The sequence below is a fragment of the Marinicrinis sediminis genome (assembly GCF_042685085.1).
Lineage (GTDB): Bacteria > Bacillota > Bacilli > Paenibacillales > KCTC-33676 > Marinicrinis > Marinicrinis sediminis.
In genome coordinates this window covers 19858-36293 of record NZ_JBHUMM010000001.1, presented here as the reverse complement: position 1 = coordinate 36293, position 16436 = coordinate 19858, and the positions used below count along the sequence as shown (strand labels likewise).

At 46.8% G+C, this 16436-nt stretch carries 13 protein-coding genes; 10 read left to right on the top strand and 3 right to left on the bottom strand.

Annotation, left to right across the window (positions count from 1 at the left end; translation table 11 throughout):
- Nucleotides 1–121: 121 nt before the first annotated feature.
- The 7 genes from ACFSUC_RS00155 to thpD all read left to right on the top strand — a co-directional run bounded on the left by ACFSUC_RS00155 (nucleotide 122) and on the right by thpD (nucleotide 7891).
- On the top strand, nucleotides 122–820 hold the full coding sequence (locus ACFSUC_RS00155; protein WP_379927365.1) for a hypothetical protein: 699 nt from the start codon (nucleotides 122–124) through the stop codon (nucleotides 818–820).
- Between the two features lie 65 nt (nucleotides 821–885).
- Nucleotides 886–1854: a peptide-methionine (S)-S-oxide reductase MsrA gene (gene msrA, locus ACFSUC_RS00150; protein WP_379927364.1), complete on the top strand. Its 969-nt coding sequence runs from the start codon at nucleotides 886–888 to the stop codon at nucleotides 1852–1854.
- 191 nt (nucleotides 1855–2045) lie between these two features.
- On the top strand, nucleotides 2046–4274 hold the full coding sequence (locus tag ACFSUC_RS00145; RefSeq protein ID WP_379927363.1) for an S-layer homology domain-containing protein: 2229 nt from the start codon (nucleotides 2046–2048) through the stop codon (nucleotides 4272–4274).
- A gap of 337 nt (nucleotides 4275–4611) precedes the next feature.
- Nucleotides 4612–5109 (top strand): diaminobutyrate acetyltransferase, encoded by a 498-nt coding sequence (ectA, locus tag ACFSUC_RS00140; RefSeq protein WP_379927362.1) that lies wholly within the window; start codon nucleotides 4612–4614, stop codon nucleotides 5107–5109.
- Nucleotides 5110–5163: 54 nt separating this feature from the next.
- Nucleotides 5164–6456: a diaminobutyrate--2-oxoglutarate transaminase gene (gene ectB, locus ACFSUC_RS00135; protein ID WP_379927361.1), complete on the top strand. Its 1293-nt coding sequence runs from the start codon at nucleotides 5164–5166 to the stop codon at nucleotides 6454–6456.
- 107 nt (nucleotides 6457–6563) lie between these two features.
- Nucleotides 6564–6950, top strand: a complete 387-nt coding sequence (locus ACFSUC_RS00130) for an ectoine synthase (protein ID WP_379927360.1) — start codon at nucleotides 6564–6566, stop codon at nucleotides 6948–6950.
- A 50-nt stretch (nucleotides 6951–7000) separates the two neighbouring features.
- The gene (thpD, locus tag ACFSUC_RS00125) at nucleotides 7001–7891 is read left to right on the top strand and encodes an ectoine hydroxylase (protein ID WP_379927359.1); all 891 of its coding nucleotides are present in this window, start codon (nucleotides 7001–7003) and stop codon (nucleotides 7889–7891) included.
- A gap of 92 nt (nucleotides 7892–7983) precedes the next feature.
- Here thpD and ACFSUC_RS00120 read toward each other — a convergent pair whose 3' ends face one another.
- Nucleotides 7984–8412 carry a thioredoxin family protein gene (locus tag ACFSUC_RS00120; RefSeq protein WP_379927358.1) on the bottom strand — a complete coding sequence of 143 codons (429 nt, stop codon included), beginning with the start codon at nucleotides 8410–8412 and terminating at the stop codon, nucleotides 7984–7986.
- 218 nt (nucleotides 8413–8630) lie between these two features.
- Between ACFSUC_RS00120 and ACFSUC_RS00115 the strand changes: the two genes are divergently transcribed.
- Nucleotides 8631–9056: a thiol-disulfide oxidoreductase DCC family protein gene (locus ACFSUC_RS00115; RefSeq protein WP_379927357.1), complete on the top strand. Its 426-nt coding sequence runs from the start codon at nucleotides 8631–8633 to the stop codon at nucleotides 9054–9056.
- A gap of 338 nt (nucleotides 9057–9394) precedes the next feature.
- On the top strand, nucleotides 9395–11548 hold the full coding sequence (locus tag ACFSUC_RS00110) for an alpha-amylase family glycosyl hydrolase (RefSeq protein ID WP_379927356.1): 2154 nt from the start codon (nucleotides 9395–9397) through the stop codon (nucleotides 11546–11548).
- 189 nt (nucleotides 11549–11737) lie between these two features.
- On the opposite strand, the gene ACFSUC_RS00105 is transcribed toward ACFSUC_RS00110, so the two are convergent.
- Both ACFSUC_RS00105 and ACFSUC_RS00100 read right to left on the bottom strand, forming a co-directional pair.
- Nucleotides 11738–13660, bottom strand: a complete 1923-nt coding sequence (locus ACFSUC_RS00105; RefSeq protein ID WP_379927355.1) for an ABC-F family ATP-binding cassette domain-containing protein — start codon at nucleotides 13658–13660, stop codon at nucleotides 11738–11740.
- A complete protein-coding gene (locus ACFSUC_RS00100) occupies nucleotides 13657–14616 on the bottom strand; it encodes a PD-(D/E)XK nuclease family protein (protein WP_379927354.1) in 960 nt (319 codons plus the stop codon). Before ACFSUC_RS00100 ends, ACFSUC_RS00105 begins: the two co-directional genes overlap by 4 nt.
- A gap of 189 nt (nucleotides 14617–14805) precedes the next feature.
- Here ACFSUC_RS00100 and ACFSUC_RS00095 point away from each other — a divergent pair, with 189 nt between their 5' ends.
- Nucleotides 14806–16419, top strand: coding sequence for an ABC-F family ATP-binding cassette domain-containing protein (locus ACFSUC_RS00095; protein WP_379927353.1), 1614 nt, complete (start codon nucleotides 14806–14808; stop codon nucleotides 16417–16419).
- Nucleotides 16420–16436: the final 17 nt, after the last annotated feature.

The window sequence follows — 16436 nt, the reverse complement described above, 5'->3', positions numbered from 1 at the left end:
GCCAAATACTGTGTGTTCTTAATGTGTCCTTTCATTGAAAACTCATACGTGAACAAAAGACGATGGGACGCGTGATCGACACGTGTTGGAGGTTGGATGAACCCGTGATCATTGAAAGGAGATGAATGACATACGTGCAGATCAAAAGCCGTGCCGATATCGACTGGTATGCATTCGTCATGCAAAACCACAGCTAGAACAGAGCGAGCGGATGGACAGTTCGCAGTTTCTCAATTGGATAAAGCGTTACGATGAAGCGGGCATTCACATCGAGACCGTACCGAATACAGGGCTCATCGACGCTCTCACCCAGATTCAGCTAATGGTGCACAGCCCTTTGCCAAGAGCAAAGCAAACTGCTGATACATTAAACCATCATATCCGAATGACAACAGGTTCCGACCTGGGTCCGGAGCAAATATCGGATGCACGATACATCGAAGCGCCTTTACCGGTATACACGCTCCCACGATGGCTGAAGTTTCCTGCCTCTCATTGGGCTGTGATTTATCGTCTGGGCTGGATCATGCAAATCCGGAAGGGGCACACATGCTGGTACGAGATAGAAACGTTGAAGGAGACACGCCAGCGAGCCATGGACGGGGTGTTGCACCTGGAGAAGTTGATGAATTGCTTGCCCGTTCGACATCCCCATGATCCTGTGATAGAGGCCGCACTTGTCAGTCATGGCTTATTTTTGCATGAGCTGGATAAGGCGTTACTGAAGAAGGGGTGGGAGTGCATAGAAATGAAAAATCCTCGTTCATGTCTTGGATATCGGATCTATGAGAAGCAAGTGGAGGAATCGCTGGGATGTTGATTTCTATGCAAAAATCGCTACAATGTAGGTAGTGAAGTGGAAGCTACAACAGGGAGGGAATAAGCATGACAACCGATCACAAACTAGAAAAGGCAACCTTTGCAGGCGGATGTTTCTGGTGCATGGTCAAGCCATTTGATGAACTTCCGGGCATTGAGCGAGTGGTTTCAGGCTATACGGGAGGACATGTAGAGAATCCTACCTATGAGCAAGTCTGTTCGGAGACAACCGGTCATGCTGAAGCGGTACAAATTGAATACGATCCGGCAGTCTTCCCCTATGCGAAATTGCTGGAGCTGTTCTGGCAACAAATTGATCCAACCGATGCAGGTGGACAGTTCCATGATCGAGGCGCATCTTATCGAACCGAAATTTTCTATCATACAGAAGAACAGAAAAAGCTTGCGGAGTCCTCGAAACAACAACTGGAGGCAAGCGGACGATTCAGTCAGCCTATTGCGACAGCGATTACTGCGGCAGGTCCATTCTACCCGGCTGAAGAGTACCATCAGGACTATTACAAGAAAAATCCATTGCGATACCGCATGTATCGTAAAGGATCAGGAAGAGATGTTTTCATTGCGAAGAACTGGAAAATGACCAAGGATCAAGGCAAACTGAAAGAGATGCTCAATCCGATGCAATATCGGGTGACGCAGGAGAATGGGACAGAGCCTGCCTTTCATAATGAATTCTGGGATCACAAGGAAGAAGGCATTTATGTGGACCTGGTATCCGGTGAGCCGTTGTTCAGTTCTCTTGACAAGTATGATTCCGGCTGTGGCTGGCCGAGCTTTACCAAGCCGCTGCAAGCACCGAACGTGGAAGAGCATCTCGACAAAAGTCACGGGATGGTCCGGGTTGAGGTGAGAAGTAAATACGGAGACTCTCATTTGGGACATGTGTTTGAAGATGGTCCCCGTGATCAGGGAGGTCTCCGCTATTGCATTAACTCTGCCGCGCTGAAGTTTATTCCGAAGGATGAACTGGAGGCAGAAGGATACGGTGAATATACGAGGTTGTTCGACAGATAATGGAAATCTTATGGTTTCACCTGACCTGTCTCGTTCTAGCTGAGGTTTTGTTTTTACATCGTCCCGATTCATCATCGAATCGGGACTTTTGTCGTTTTTTTTAGTAAAATTTTAGTTTCCAAATGCCTATTTTCTGCTATACTATGCTAGGGTTTATGACTAGATAAGTCGATTGAATGGAGGTGAAATCAATGAAAACTAGCATAAATAAATCGGTCAGAGCCATTTTTCTGATCGGATTTCTGGTATTGACTGCTTTGGTTGCGATCGGATGTGAGCGTTATAGTCTCACCATCCAGTCGGATGAGCATTCGGTTCAGGAGGCTGTTTATTTACGGGATCTTTCAGATCGTGTGGTTCAGATGACGATGGATACCCATCAGGACAGTGTGACGACTTACGTTTATGAGAATGCCGGAGGTAACGATCTGGATTACGGATTTGTGACCGATGGTGAAGTGTCATGGGTTCCAGAATACATAAGTACCTCTATGTCTCCAATCGAAGCTAGCATTACGCACAACTCGTTGACGGGTTCGGATGAATATGGAAAGCCTCAACGGATTCCTGCCTATTTGATTCTGGATGAAGCATTATACAATGGCATGAGCCTGTCCGTCACCATGGCCGTGTATGATATGACTGGCACGAAAGTGGATGGCAGACCTGAGGTGTTTGTGAAATCCACCTCTGATTATCAAGGGAACAGTATAGCTGCCCAGCATGGTACGGCCCAGTTGATGCTGAACATGTTTACGTCACCGGTGCCAGAGATAGAAGAATTGTCGTTTGATACGTACTCGGGATTGAAGAAGCTGCCATATTTTGTCGAAGCGCCTGAGAGGTATACCGAGAACATTTCAATAGAGATGGAAGCGGGTACCCGTGTGTTGAGCATGACTGACTTAATGGGTAGTGAGAGAGCCGCTCAGGATGACTATTCAATCGTAGCTTTGGTTCCTGGTGATGCGCAAGCCAGTGCGAACGTGGATTTCACAGATGAGACTTTAATGGTGACACCGCTTCAGACGGGCACTTATTCCGTTTCACTTCTGATTGCCGGTACAGATCATACGGGATGGATTGCAGATATTCAGTTCGTGAATACAGTCCCGCAAAATGAGAATGGGGGCAACAGTGGGAACGACGGAAATGATGAGAACGATGGGGATGGAAGCAGTGAAGAGTCTGATACACCTGAGCCAACCTATCACCAGGGCACATCCGCTGGATTTGCCGATGCGGACACACCGAATGCCTCGCATACCATTGAACGTTTGAAAAACGAGGATACGGAGCGGGCCGATTATACCTTCAAATCCAACACGTTTGAAGCCTGGCTTGCGGAGCAGGGAGAAAGAGAAAGTTCGACCATCCTGATCCAACTCGGCATGACACAGGATATGAAGGGAGCCTCGCTCTCGATCGATCAGGATGTCATCGAGATGATCCGCAAACAACAGGTGGATCTGGTGATTACGACGGTAAAAGGGAGCGTACGCATCCCGTTCGAAGCGCTGCCAGGCGGGGAAACGATCGATCAAGTGACCATTCAGATTTGGACCGATGAAGAAGCGGGTCAGGTACTGAGTGAGCGGCTTCCTGAAGGGATGAGCGTTCTGTCCACACCCATCACGTATTCTATTCAGGTCTATTTACCAGATGCGAGCGAAACCGATTCGGTTAAACAACCACTTTATGCAAAAAGATCTTTGGTGATGGAAGGAAGTCTTGACGACGAGAAATGGTCTGTGATCTACATGGAAGGCGATCAATGGGTAAGTATACCTGCGCAGATAGTCGAACAGGATCAACAGACGATCGTGACCTTCCATGCCAACGGAAACGGCCATTATGCCTTGGTCGTGACAGAATCTGAAACGGCTGCTGTACAGGAACATTGGGCGAGTGAGCCCGTGCAGGAGCTGTCAGATCGATTACTGATCCAGAACGTGTTTACGGACGACATCGAAGTGAATCAGTCTGTGAACCGGGGTGAATTTGCAGGATTGCTCATGCAAGCGTTTGGGCTTGTGTCCCGAGAAAGTTTCGAGACCTTCCCGGATATCGAGAATCAGCCTTTCCTCGATGAGATTAATCAGGCTGCTGAATGGAAGATCGTTCAGGGCTGGGATGGCCAGTTCCACCCGGATGACGCCATCACGCGTGAGCAAATGGCTGTCATGATGGTTCAGGCGATTCAGGTGCTTGAATTGACTCCGAATGCGGGGGAACAAATTGTCCCGTCGTTCATCGACGAATCGGACATATCTCCGTGGGCAATCGAAGCGGTGTCTTTCTTGCGCAACATCGGGATTGTCATCGGCAATGAGCAGGGTGCTTTTGAGCCGAAGCAATCATTAACGATCGCTGAAGCCGCAGTGGTCATTTCCCAACTGTTAGCCACATTGAGCCGATAAACGCATGCTTTACACATCTAAATAGGATTTTGAAAGAGTCGGTGATCTGCATTCACCGGCTCTTTTTTCATAGAAAACTGGGTATGAATGCCAAAAATAGCGAAGATGAAAACCAATGATTGGATAAATCTCGAGCATGATGGACGATTCGGGAAGCATTCGTAAGGATTCAAAGGATGAGCATGTTAATCTCTGATCTGTCCGAATGAACTCAGATAGTCCCTGCTCAACTGGTATTTGCTCAAGTGTGCAACTCTATGATTCATGTTACACTAATTTGGGTAAAAAACGATGAGGCTGTGAACGAACAGCAAAAAAAGATACAGGAGGCAAAAGGGTGAGTCATTCTGATATCCAGTTTCGAGCTCCACGAGCCGAAGACGGCGCAAAAATCTGGGGACTGGTGAAAGAAACGGGCGTACTGGATGTGAATTCGCCATACAGCTACATGATGCTGGGTGAATTCTTCTCAGATACGTGTGCCGTGGCAGAGGTCGACGGAGAAGTGGCAGGCTTTGTTTCCGGCTTCATACCGCCTGAGAAAGAGGATACTCTGTTCGTATGGCAAATTGCGGTAGACAACAAGCAGCAGGGCAAAGGCATCGCCACATCGCTAATTGAGGAAGTCGTCAATCGTCCGGATCATCACAATCTGCAGTACGTGGAGGCGACAATCTCTCCATCCAATCAGCCGTCAACACGATTATTCCATCGGCTAAGTCGTCAGTGGAACACGGAGATTCAAACGGAAAGCTGTTTTCCAGCAGATTATTTTCCAGAGGGTCAGCAGCATGAGGAAGAAAATATGTATCGTGTAGGTCCGATATCTAAATAAGCCAGTAAATGTAACGTAATTAAATGAACGTGATTAAAAAAGAGGAGTGTTGACATGAGTGTCAATGTATTAGACAAACCGAGTATTAAATTGGAATTGTTTGAAAAGTTAGAATCTGAAGTTCGTAGCTATTGCCGCAGTTTCCCGACTGTATTCAGCAAGGCCAAGAATGCGAAGATGTGGGATTTGGACGGCAAGGAATATATTGATTTTTTCGCCGGAGCGGGTTCATTGAATTACGGTCACAATAACGAACGTATCAAGCAGAAGCTTGTGAATTATATCATGGAAGACGGGATCACACATAGCCTGGACATGGCAACAGAGGCCAAAGGCCATCTACTTAACACCTTTCATGAGGTGATCTTGAAACCAAGAAAGATGGACTACAAAGTCATGTTCCCAGGCCCGACCGGAACCAATTCTGTTGAAAGTGCACTGAAACTGGCACGCAAAGTGACAGGTCGCGAGACCGTATTGAGCTTTACCAATGCGTTTCACGGCATGACACTCGGATCATTGGCGGTAACGGGCAACAAGTTCAAACGTCAGGGTGCAGGGGTTCCTCTTCATCATACTGTATCCATGCCTTTCTGCAGATATCATGGGGATGAGGCAGATACGATTGCCTACATCGAGAAATATTTGGAAGACAGTGGAAGCGGATTATCTCTGCCAGCTGCGATGATTTTGGAAACCGTGCAAGGTGAAGGCGGCGTCAATGTAGCGAGCTTCTCCTGGATGAAAAAGCTGTCTGAGCTATGCAAGAAATATGGCATTCTCCTGATTGTGGACGATGTTCAGGTAGGCTGTGGACGTACAGGTCCGTTCTTCAGCTTCGAAGAAGCAGGGATCGAGCCCGACATCATCTGTCTATCCAAATCGATTGGCGGATATGGTTTGCCGCTTGCCCTTACCTTGTTGAAGCCAGAGCTGGACATTTGGGAGCCGGGAGAGCATAACGGAACCTTCCGTGGCAATAATCTTGGGTTTATTGCAGCGGCCGAGGCGTTGTCTTATTGGGAAGAAGCTTCCTTCCAAAAGGAAATTGAAAAACGGGGAAGCCTGATCGAGGAAACCATGAACGGGATTCAGCAAAAATACCCGAATGTCGCGATGGAAGTTCGCGGTAAAGGGATGATGATGGGAATTGCATTTGAAGAAGGTGATCTGGCTGGCGAAATTTGTAAAGCCTGCTTTGATCGTGGATTGATTATGGAAACGGCCGGAACCGATAGTGAAGTGGCAAAAGTGATGCCGGCATTAACGATTGAAATCGATGTGCTCAAGGAAGGTTTGGCGCGTCTAGCTGATGCTGCCGATCAAGTATTGGGCAATCAATCATAGAGTCAGACGATTAACAAGGAATTATCGCTGTCATTATGTGAATCATAGAGAACCATCTGTAAACAGAATGTTACGGGATGGATATATCAATTGCTGAGGTGAACAGAATGATTGTCAGAAGTTTAGAGAGTATGGTCGGAACAGATCGGGATGTACATGGAGAGACTTGGAACAGCCGTCGTTTTTTATTGAAAGGAGATGGCATGGGCTTCTCCTTGCACGATACAATCCTTCATGAAGGGACCGTTACACGTATGTGGTACAAAAATCACGTCGAAGCGGTGTATTGTATTGAAGGTGAAGGAAAGCTGGAAGACCTGGACAACGGAGAAACTTATGAGATTAAAGCAGGCACCATGTATGCGCTGAACGGAAACGAGCGTCATATTTTGACTGCCACTTCCACACTTCGTATGGTCTGTGTGTTCAATCCGCCCGTCACAGGAAAAGAAGTTCATGACGAAGATGGCGCGTACCCCCTGATAGAGGAATAAGGTAACGATTGTTATACACGAAAATTAAATATTCACAGGAGGAGATGTCCATGACAAGCACTACGATTACAGACTTATATCCGAGCAGAGTAGGAACTGAAGTGAGCATCAGCCAACGCAAAGATCCTGTGGTGTATGGCCAGCAGCTGCCAGGACCTCTCTCGGATGAACAATTGAAGTTTTTTGAGGAAAATGGATATCTGTTTTTGGAATCCTATTTCGATGAAGAAGAAGTTCGAAAACTGCAAGATGAAATGAACCGCATGCTAGGGGAATACAAAGGTTCCTCCAAGCAGGAAGTGGTATTGGAGCCAGACGGGGATGAGGTCAGATCGATCTTTTCCGTCCATCAACTGAATGAAATATTCCGTGAACTGCCGAAGCAGCCGAAGCTGCAGAATGCAGCAAAGCAAATTCTCGGTAGTGACGTTTATTTGCATCAATCCAGAATAAATTTCAAGCCTGGATTTACCGGCAAGGAATTTTACTGGCATTCTGATTTCGAGACGTGGCACGCAGAGGATGGCATGCCGAGAATGAGAGCATTCAGCTGTTCCATTGCCCTAACGGACAATTACCCGTTCAACGGTCCGCTTATGGTGATGCCAGGATCTCATCGCCAATTTATTTCTTGTATTGGCAAAACGCCGGATGATCATTATAAATCCTCGCTTCGCAAGCAGGAATACGGGGTGCCGGATGAGGACAGCCTGAAATGTATGGCAGATCAATATGGCATTGAAATGCCAACTGGAAAGGCCGGTTCTGTTTTGTTGTTTGATTGCAATATTTTGCATGGTTCAAACAGCAACATTACTCCTTACCCGCGAAGCAATGTGTTCATGGTATTTAACAGTGTGGAAAACAAGCTGGAGGAACCGTTCTCCGGAACGAAGCCTAGACCAGAATATATTGCGCATCGCAACCAAACGCAATTATAAGCATCATGACGAGACAGATTATAAGATAGGATTAGCCAGGATAACAGGGAAATGCCTCTGTCCGAATAGAGCGGACAGAGGCATTTTTGTCGTCATTCTCCTTCTTTCAACTGAGCAAAGGCATTCAGTTCGTCCAGGGTCATGACACCGGTATGGGATTGAAGTTGTTGCTGATCCTTCACCAGTAACACGGAAGGTACGTACTGAATTCCGTATGGTTCGGTTACTGCACGATCCTCCAGCTTGGCTACATCGAGCAAGAAAACAGGCAATGCTTCTGACTGGTTCATATATTCCAGCATCACCGGCTTGAAATCTTGGCAGTGTGGACAACTCTCCATATAAAAATAGACGAGATACCTGTCAGGCTCCTGAGTCAGCACATCCTCTATCTGGATCGGATTGTGCGTATAGAAATGTTCTTCCGTTACTTCATCGGACTCCCCGCCACAGGCTGAGATGACGACCGTCAGCAGGCTGATGGCCATCACGCGGACCGTCCTTTTTACCCATCGTTTCATTACATATCCTCCTTGTCAATCGTCCTATACCGAGACTTCCATGTCTCATAAAATATACTAGATTTAACCATAATCGAATAGATGGGGAAATGCCTATGTGATAACTCACAATCTCACCATTCAATTTTGACAATATGGAGTCCGCCAATTGAAGTAAACAATGGATCATGAGATGATAGGGTCATATATATCTGACACTGACAAGGGAGAAGATCACAATGAGCAAGCTGCCAGAAGGCAAATCGTTAGTCTTGTATGATGGATCTTGCGGACTTTGCTCCAGACTTGTTCAATTTCTTATACCGAGAGATCCCCGACAGCATCTTTATTTTGCTCCCCTTCAATCCGAGATTGGCAAGGCTTATTTAAAACAATTTTCACTGACTGGCGTTTCAGAGGACACGTTCGTATTTATTGAACAGGGGAAAACAGCCCATGTGGAATCGGGGGCTGCGTTGCGGGTTCTCCGTTATTTGCATCGGCCCTGGACCTGGCTGAGCAGGTTAACTTTTGTGCCTTCTCCTATACGCAATGCCTGTTACCGGTTTGTAGCAAAACGACGAAAAAAATGGTTTAAGCCCGAGGCGTGTATGTGGATTCCACCAACGGAACGAATTCGATTTTTGAATGAGATAGAGAAGTGATCATGGTTGTTCACAAAATGAAACCGGTTTCTAAAGCCGCGAAAAAAGGTAGAAAAATGAAATAGGATGGCAGAATGGAAGGAAAATGCTTGTTTTTTCTGTTTTTTGGGAATTGTCAGAAAATGCGTGTCAAGCTATGATGGTGATAACAACCCATGCAGGGTTCCTCGTAAAACACTTGTTCATTTCAAAAGACTGAATGGCAAGTGTTTTATTTTAACAGTCCAGGAAACCGGTTCCCTAATTGGTTTGTAATTCAAGAACAGGAGGTGGGTATACGCGATCAACTAGAATGGCATCGATCATGTCAATCAAACATTAAAAAGGAGGATTTGTTCATGTCAACGAAATCTTGGATTTTGAAACCGCTTGCAATGTGTATGCTTGCCTTTGTACTCGCGATGGGTGTGCTTCCTCAATCTGGTGTACAAGCTGCACCGGATACGGATGTTTCTAACAAAGTTAACTTCAATACCGATGTTATCTATCAGATTGTAACGGATCGCTTTTTGGATGGAGACAGTACCAACAACCCTTCGGGAACGATATTTGATGGCAGTTGTACGCAGTTGAAGAAATATTGCGGCGGTGACTGGCAGGGAATCATTAACAAGATCAACGATAACTATTTTACAGATATGGGTGTAACGGCGCTCTGGATCTCGGTTCCGGTCGAGAACATCTATGCTCCTCTTACTTACAGTGGAACGGTCAGCACCTCTTATCATGGATACTGGCCTCGTGACATGAAGAAAACGAATCCTTACTTCGGAAACTTCACAAAATTCGACAGCCTGATTTCAACGGCCCATGGCAAAGGGATCAAAATCATTATCGATTTTGTTCCGAACCATACCTCTCCGGCTGATCCAAACAACGCTGCTTTCGGTGAAAATGGCAAGCTGTACAACAATGGTACCTTGCTCGGCGGCTACACCAATGACACCAACAATTACTTCTATCATAACGGTGGAACCACATTCTCTTCGATTGAAGACGGTATTTACCGCAACCTGTTCGATCTTGCAGATCTGAATCAGCACAATAATACGATTGATGGCTATCTGAAAGATTCCATTAAATTGTGGTTGGACAAAGGGATCGACGGCATTCGGGTGGACGCGGTCAAGCATATGCCGTCCGGATGGCAAAAAGCATGGATGGAAACAATCTACAGCTACAAGCCGGTGTTCACATTTGGCGAGTGGTTCCTCGGCGCCAACGAGATTGATCCACAAAACCATGTTTTTGCAAACGAGAGCGGCATGAGCTTGCTTGATTTCCGTTACGGACAGACTGTACGTGAAGTATTCAGAGATCGGACAGATACCATGTATGATTTGGATACCATGTTCTCGGGTACGAACTCTGCCTATAATGAAGTGCTTGATCAGGTAACCTTTATCGATAACCATGATATGGACCGTTTCCAAAATGGTGCGGCCAATCAGCGTCGACTGGAGCAGGCAGTTGCCCTGACTTTGGTTGCACGTGGAGTGCCAGCCATTTATTACGGTACCGAACAGTATATGAGCGGTAATGGTGATCCGAATAACCGTGCCAGAATGACTTCTTTCTCCAAGACAACGAAGGCGTACAAAACCATCTCTAAGCTGTCACCGCTTCGCAAATCGAATCCTGCCCTTGCTTACGGGGATATGGAGCAGCGCTGGATCAATAACGACGTCTATGTCTTCGAAAGAGAATTTGCAGGCAATGTCGTATTGATGGCCATTAACAAAAGTGAAACCAGCAGCTACAATGTTTCCGGATTGACTACTTCTATGCCAAGCGGTACGTATTCCGACGTGCTTGCTGCTGAACTGAACGGAAACAGCATTACTGTAGCAAGCGGGGGAGCGGTCAGTACGTTCCAGCTTAGTGCAGGTGAAGTAGGCGTATGGAGCTACACGACAACGGTTGCTGCGCCAAATGTAGGTCATGTTGGACCGATGGTCGGCAAAGCTGGAAGTACCATTACAATTGATGGTCGTGGATTTGGTGCCACCAAAGGAACCGTTTACTTCGGCGCGACTGCCGTAACCGGTACGAATATCGTCTCTTGGGAAGATACGCAAATTAAAGTGAAAGTACCAGCTGTAGCTGGTGGTCAATATGATGTCAAGATCAAGACTTCTGGTGGAACAAACAGCAATGTGTATGACAAGTTTGAAATTCTGAACGGCCAGCAAGTCACCGTTCGCTTTATTGTTAACAATGCAACCACTACGCTTGGACAGAGCGTCTATCTCGTCGGAAACAAGAGCGAGATTGGAAACTGGAATGCTGCTGACGCCATTGGTCCTATGTACAATCAGGTGCTCTACGCTTACCCTACATGGTACTTTGATGTCAGCGTTCCAGCCAGCACCAGCCTGGCATTCAAGTTTATCAAGAAAAACGGAGCAACGGTCGTATGGGAAGGTGGAAGTGACCATACGTTTACGACTCCAGCCAGCGGTACGGCAACTGTAAATGTGAACTGGCAGTAAGACCTGACACGCATATCACTTGGACAAAGTGACAACTTTCTTCGTAATCACTCTCATTTCTTAGGGATCAGCCATCGACTGTGCAATCGATGGCTGATTTTTTTTGACTCCTGCGGGTTCTGGTATAGGGGGGATTCGATGGCGAAAATGCCGTGATAATATGAGAGATTGCTTCGATCTATGATCGATCTATGAATGGCGGAGTTGCTCTGCTAATTCTTCCAGCTCTGTCCAGCGTTCCAGCAATTGCTCGAGCTTCTGGTTGCACTCATTCTGCTCCTGGGTTAGTTCGGCTAATTTCTCATAATCTGTAGCTGCTTGCACCATCTCAGCCTCCAGTCGTTCAAGTCTGGCTTCGACGTCTGCAATCCATCCCTCGATTTTCTCGAAATCCTGTTGTTCCTGATAGCTGAATTTACGCTTCTTTGGCTTGGCCTCTGGTTGAGCAGAGGAAGAGGCAGCAACAGATTTTCCCTGTGATCCGGCAGGTGAATGCTCGATGGCAGCCGTTTGTCGCTTCGCCCGCAGTTCCGACACCTCACTGTAATTGCCGACCTCACTTTGAATCTTACCATTGCCTTCAAAGGACCAGATTTTCTCTGCGATACGATCCAGAAAATATCGGTCATGGGATACCGTAATGACAACGCCAGGAAAATGTTCCAGGTAATCTTCCAATACAGACAGCGTGTAAATATCGAGATCATTCGTTGGTTCGTCCAGGAGGAGAACATTGGGAGCCTGAATCAGCGTATATAATAAGTACAGTCTTTTTCGTTCGCCGCCAGAAAGCTTGGAGATCGGGGTCCATTGCATATCCGGCGGAAACAAAAATCGCTCGAGCATTTGCGAGGCACTGATCAACTGCCCTTCTGATGTACGAATTTGTTCGGCCGCTTGCTTGATGTATTCGATTACCTTCAGCGATTCATCCATCTCCAGATGTTCCTGTGTATAAAAGCCGATTTTCACCGTTTCTCCTACCGTGAGATCCCCGCTGTACGTGGTCAGATCTCCGGCAATCAGCTTCAGCAAAGTGGACTTGCCCATGCCATTTTTTCCGATAATGCCAATGCGATCTTGCGGCTGCACGATGACGGAGAGCTGGTCGATCAGCACATTTCCGCCCAAACTGGCTGTAACCTGATCAAACTGGATCACTTTTTTTCCTAATCGCTGACCACGGATGGCCATGTCCATTTCTTGGGATGGTGAATCGGGCTTAGCGGCCTGCAACGCTTCAAATCGATCTATTCTCGCTTTTTGTTTGGTTGTGCGAGCTTTGGCTCCTTTTCGAATCCAGGCCAGTTCGTTGCGATACAGATTTTGACGTTTTTTCTCTACGGCTTCTTCTCTCTCCAGTCGTTCCGCTTTTTTCTCCAGGAAATAACTGAAGTTCCCGCTGTATCCATAAGCGTTGCCTTTGTCCAGCTCGATCAATCGCTTCGTAATGCGATCCAAAAAATAACGATCATGGGTAATGAGGAGGAGGGTACTGCTTTTTCGCTGCAACTCATGCTCCAGCCAGTCTATCGTATCGGTATCGAGATGGTTGGTCGGTTCATCCAGAATCAGCAGGTCTGAAGGTCGAATCAGGACGCCAGCCAGCATAACACGCTTGCGCTGTCCCCCTGACAGGCTGCCCATCGTCTGTCCCACATTCGTAATGCCTAGTCTCGACAGTACTGCTTTTGCCTCTGACTCTACACTCCAGGCTTGCATGCTGTCCATTTGTTGATGAATCTGAGACAGTTTTTGTTGACAGCTTGTATCCTCGGGCTGGCTTTCGAGCTGTTTCAGAATGGATTCATGCTCCTTTAACAACACCATCAGGGGATGAGAGCTGCTGAAGACATAATCGAGGATGGTGGAATCCGGATCAAAGTCGGGGTTTTGACCCAAGTATTCGATAACTAATCCATTCGCATACGTGACTTGTCCCGTGTCAGCCGGTTCCAGACCCGCAATGATTTTGAGCAGCGTTGATTTGCCGGTCCCGTTTACGCCGATGATGCCGACTCGATCCCCTTTGTCGAGGCTGAAGGATACATCGGTCAGCAAGGGCTTGATGCCATAACTTTTCGTAATATGTTCGACGTTGCATAGATTCATATCGATTCTCCTAAAGGTTGAGTATGTGAGGAGGATGGAGGCAGCGAGTGTGCTTCACAGATCTCCCGGAAATGACATCCCTTGCAGCGACCAGGTCGAGGCGACGGGGTGAAAAATGTGATCGGTCTCGGAATATTTAGCGCTGGATCCATTAAGCAGGTTTTCATCTCTTGCAGATCATGCTCGATTTTGGCTGACAGACGTGTAAGTTGATCTGCGGAAGGTTGCAGTTCCCTGGATGTACCTGAACTTAAATATTCCACGCGGCAACGAATTTGTGAGAGGGGAACCTCATACGTTTCATGTACATACATGGCATACAACAATAGCTGATCGTCAAACTGGTCTTCATTGCCGGTCTTCCAGTCCACAATGATCCATTGATCTTCTCCTATGGTGTACAGCATATCCATTTTGACATAGACGTTGGTTTCATGGAGTTGAAAGGTATCCCACTTTTCTATTTCCCTGACCTTGGAGCGCGGTTGATGGGTCATATCCTGCCAGGTTTTCGACTGAAAGAAATTTTGCGTACACGCCGCGAGTCTGGTTCGAATGCTGTCCCTTCGCTCAGGAGGGATCTCTCCGTCGTAATACAGCTCTGACAGCATGGTGTTATGCTTGGGTGAGGCGATCCATCGCTCAATCTGATGAGATTCTTCATAGGCTTTTCGCAGCAACTGCCGGATGACATGTTGTACGTATTCTATTCTGGGCGCTTCATGCCCTTTTAGATATTGACGGATGACAGATTCACACATCTGATGAACCGCTTCCCCGAAAACCAGATAGAGGTTGGTCATCTGTTTCAGTCGGTAAGCGGTTCGCTGTGCATCTGTCGCATCCTTTTTCCAACCTGAATGAGAGGCATAGTAATGATAATAGTATTTGCGCAAGCATTCATCGAATGTCTGGGCTCTCGATTGCGAGTACGACCATGGTGGGTGCTGAGACATGGACATGCACTCCTTTCAAAAGACTATTATAGCATGATTGTACGCCTTTCCTATACAGTCGCAACAGGATTTGATATGATAGATAAGATGCACATGTGACGATGGGACGTACGAATTGAAAAGAAAGCCAATTTGTCATGAGAGTGAAGAACACGCAACAACAAATAGAGAGTAAAAGGCGGTATGAACATGATCAGTACAGAACGATTAACGCTCCGTTTCGGAGGAAGAACTTTGTTTGAAGATGTGAATATTAAATTCACCCCAGGAAATTGCTACGGGCTGATTGGCGCCAACGGAGCGGGCAAATCCACCTTTTTGAAAATTCTGTCCGGTGAGATTGAACCGAATTCCGGGTTCGTGCACATTACGCCTGGAGAGCGAATTGCCGTATTGAAACAGAATCATTTTGAATTCGATGAATACCCTGTGCTGGAAACGGTTATTATGGGGCACCAGAAGCTGTATGCCATCATGAAAGAGAAGGACGCCATCTATGCCAAATCTGATTTTTCAGATGAAGACGGCATGCGTGCAGCAGAGCTGGAAGGGGAGTTTGCGGAACTGAACGGCTGGGATGCGGAACCGGAGGCTTCGGAATTGCTGGTGGGTCTCGGGATTTCCAAAACGCTTCAGGAAGGGAAAATGAAGGATCTCGACGGCAATCAGAAGGTACGTGTATTGCTCGCGCAAGCCCTGTTTGGCACGCCGAACATTTTGCTGCTGGATGAGCCGACCAACCATTTGGATCTCGAATCGATTGAATGGCTGGAACAGTTTCTTGCCAAATATGAAGGTACGGTCATTGTCGTATCCCATGATCGTCATTTTCTGAATCAGGTCTGTACACACATTGCAGATATCGATTTTGGCAAAATTCAGATGTTCGTGGGCAACTATGATTTCTGGTATGAGTCCAGTCAGCTTGCACTCAGTTTGCAGCGTGAGAGCAATAAACGGGTGGATGAGAAGAGAAAAGAACTGGAAGAATTCATTCGTCGATTTAGCGCCAATGCTTCCAAATCCAAGCAAGCCACTTCACGTAAAAAATTGCTGGAAAAGCTGACGCTGGAAGATATCAAGCCTTCCAACCGCAAATATCCGTTTATTCAATTCAAGGCGGAGCGGGATGCGGGCAAACAGTTGCTGATGATTAAAGATTTGTCCAAAACGATCGATGGCGTGAAAGTGCTGGATCGTTTGAATCTGACGGTAAACAAAGGCGATAAAATCGCTTTTGTGGGTCCTCATGAACTCGCTAAAACCGTATTGTTTGAGATCATTACCGGTCAGATGGAGCCGGATGAAGGTTCTTATACTTGGGGAGTTACAACCAATACGGCCTATTTCCCGAAGGATAACTCCAGTCATTTTCAGTCCGATCTGAATCTGATTGACTGGTTGAGACAGTATTCCAAGGACCAGGATGAATCCTACATTCGGGGATTCCTCGGGCGTATGCTGTTCTCTGGGGAAGAAGCGTTGAAGAAAGTGAATGTCCTGTCAGGGGGAGAGAGAGTGCGTTGTATGCTGTCCAAAATGATGCAGCAGCAGCCAAACGTCCTCGTTTTGGATGAACCGACCAATCACCTTGATTTGGAATCCATTACAGCCCTCAATAACGGGTTGATTCAGTTTGATGGCACCATGCTGTTTACTTCTCAGGATCACCAGTTCGTGCAGACTATTGCCAATCGGATTATTGAACTGGCACCGACTGGCGTGATGGATAAAATGATGACGTATGATGAATACATGCAACATGAAGATGTGAAGCAGTTCAGAACGAGTGTATACGCCTAAAACAGGCCAAAAAAAGA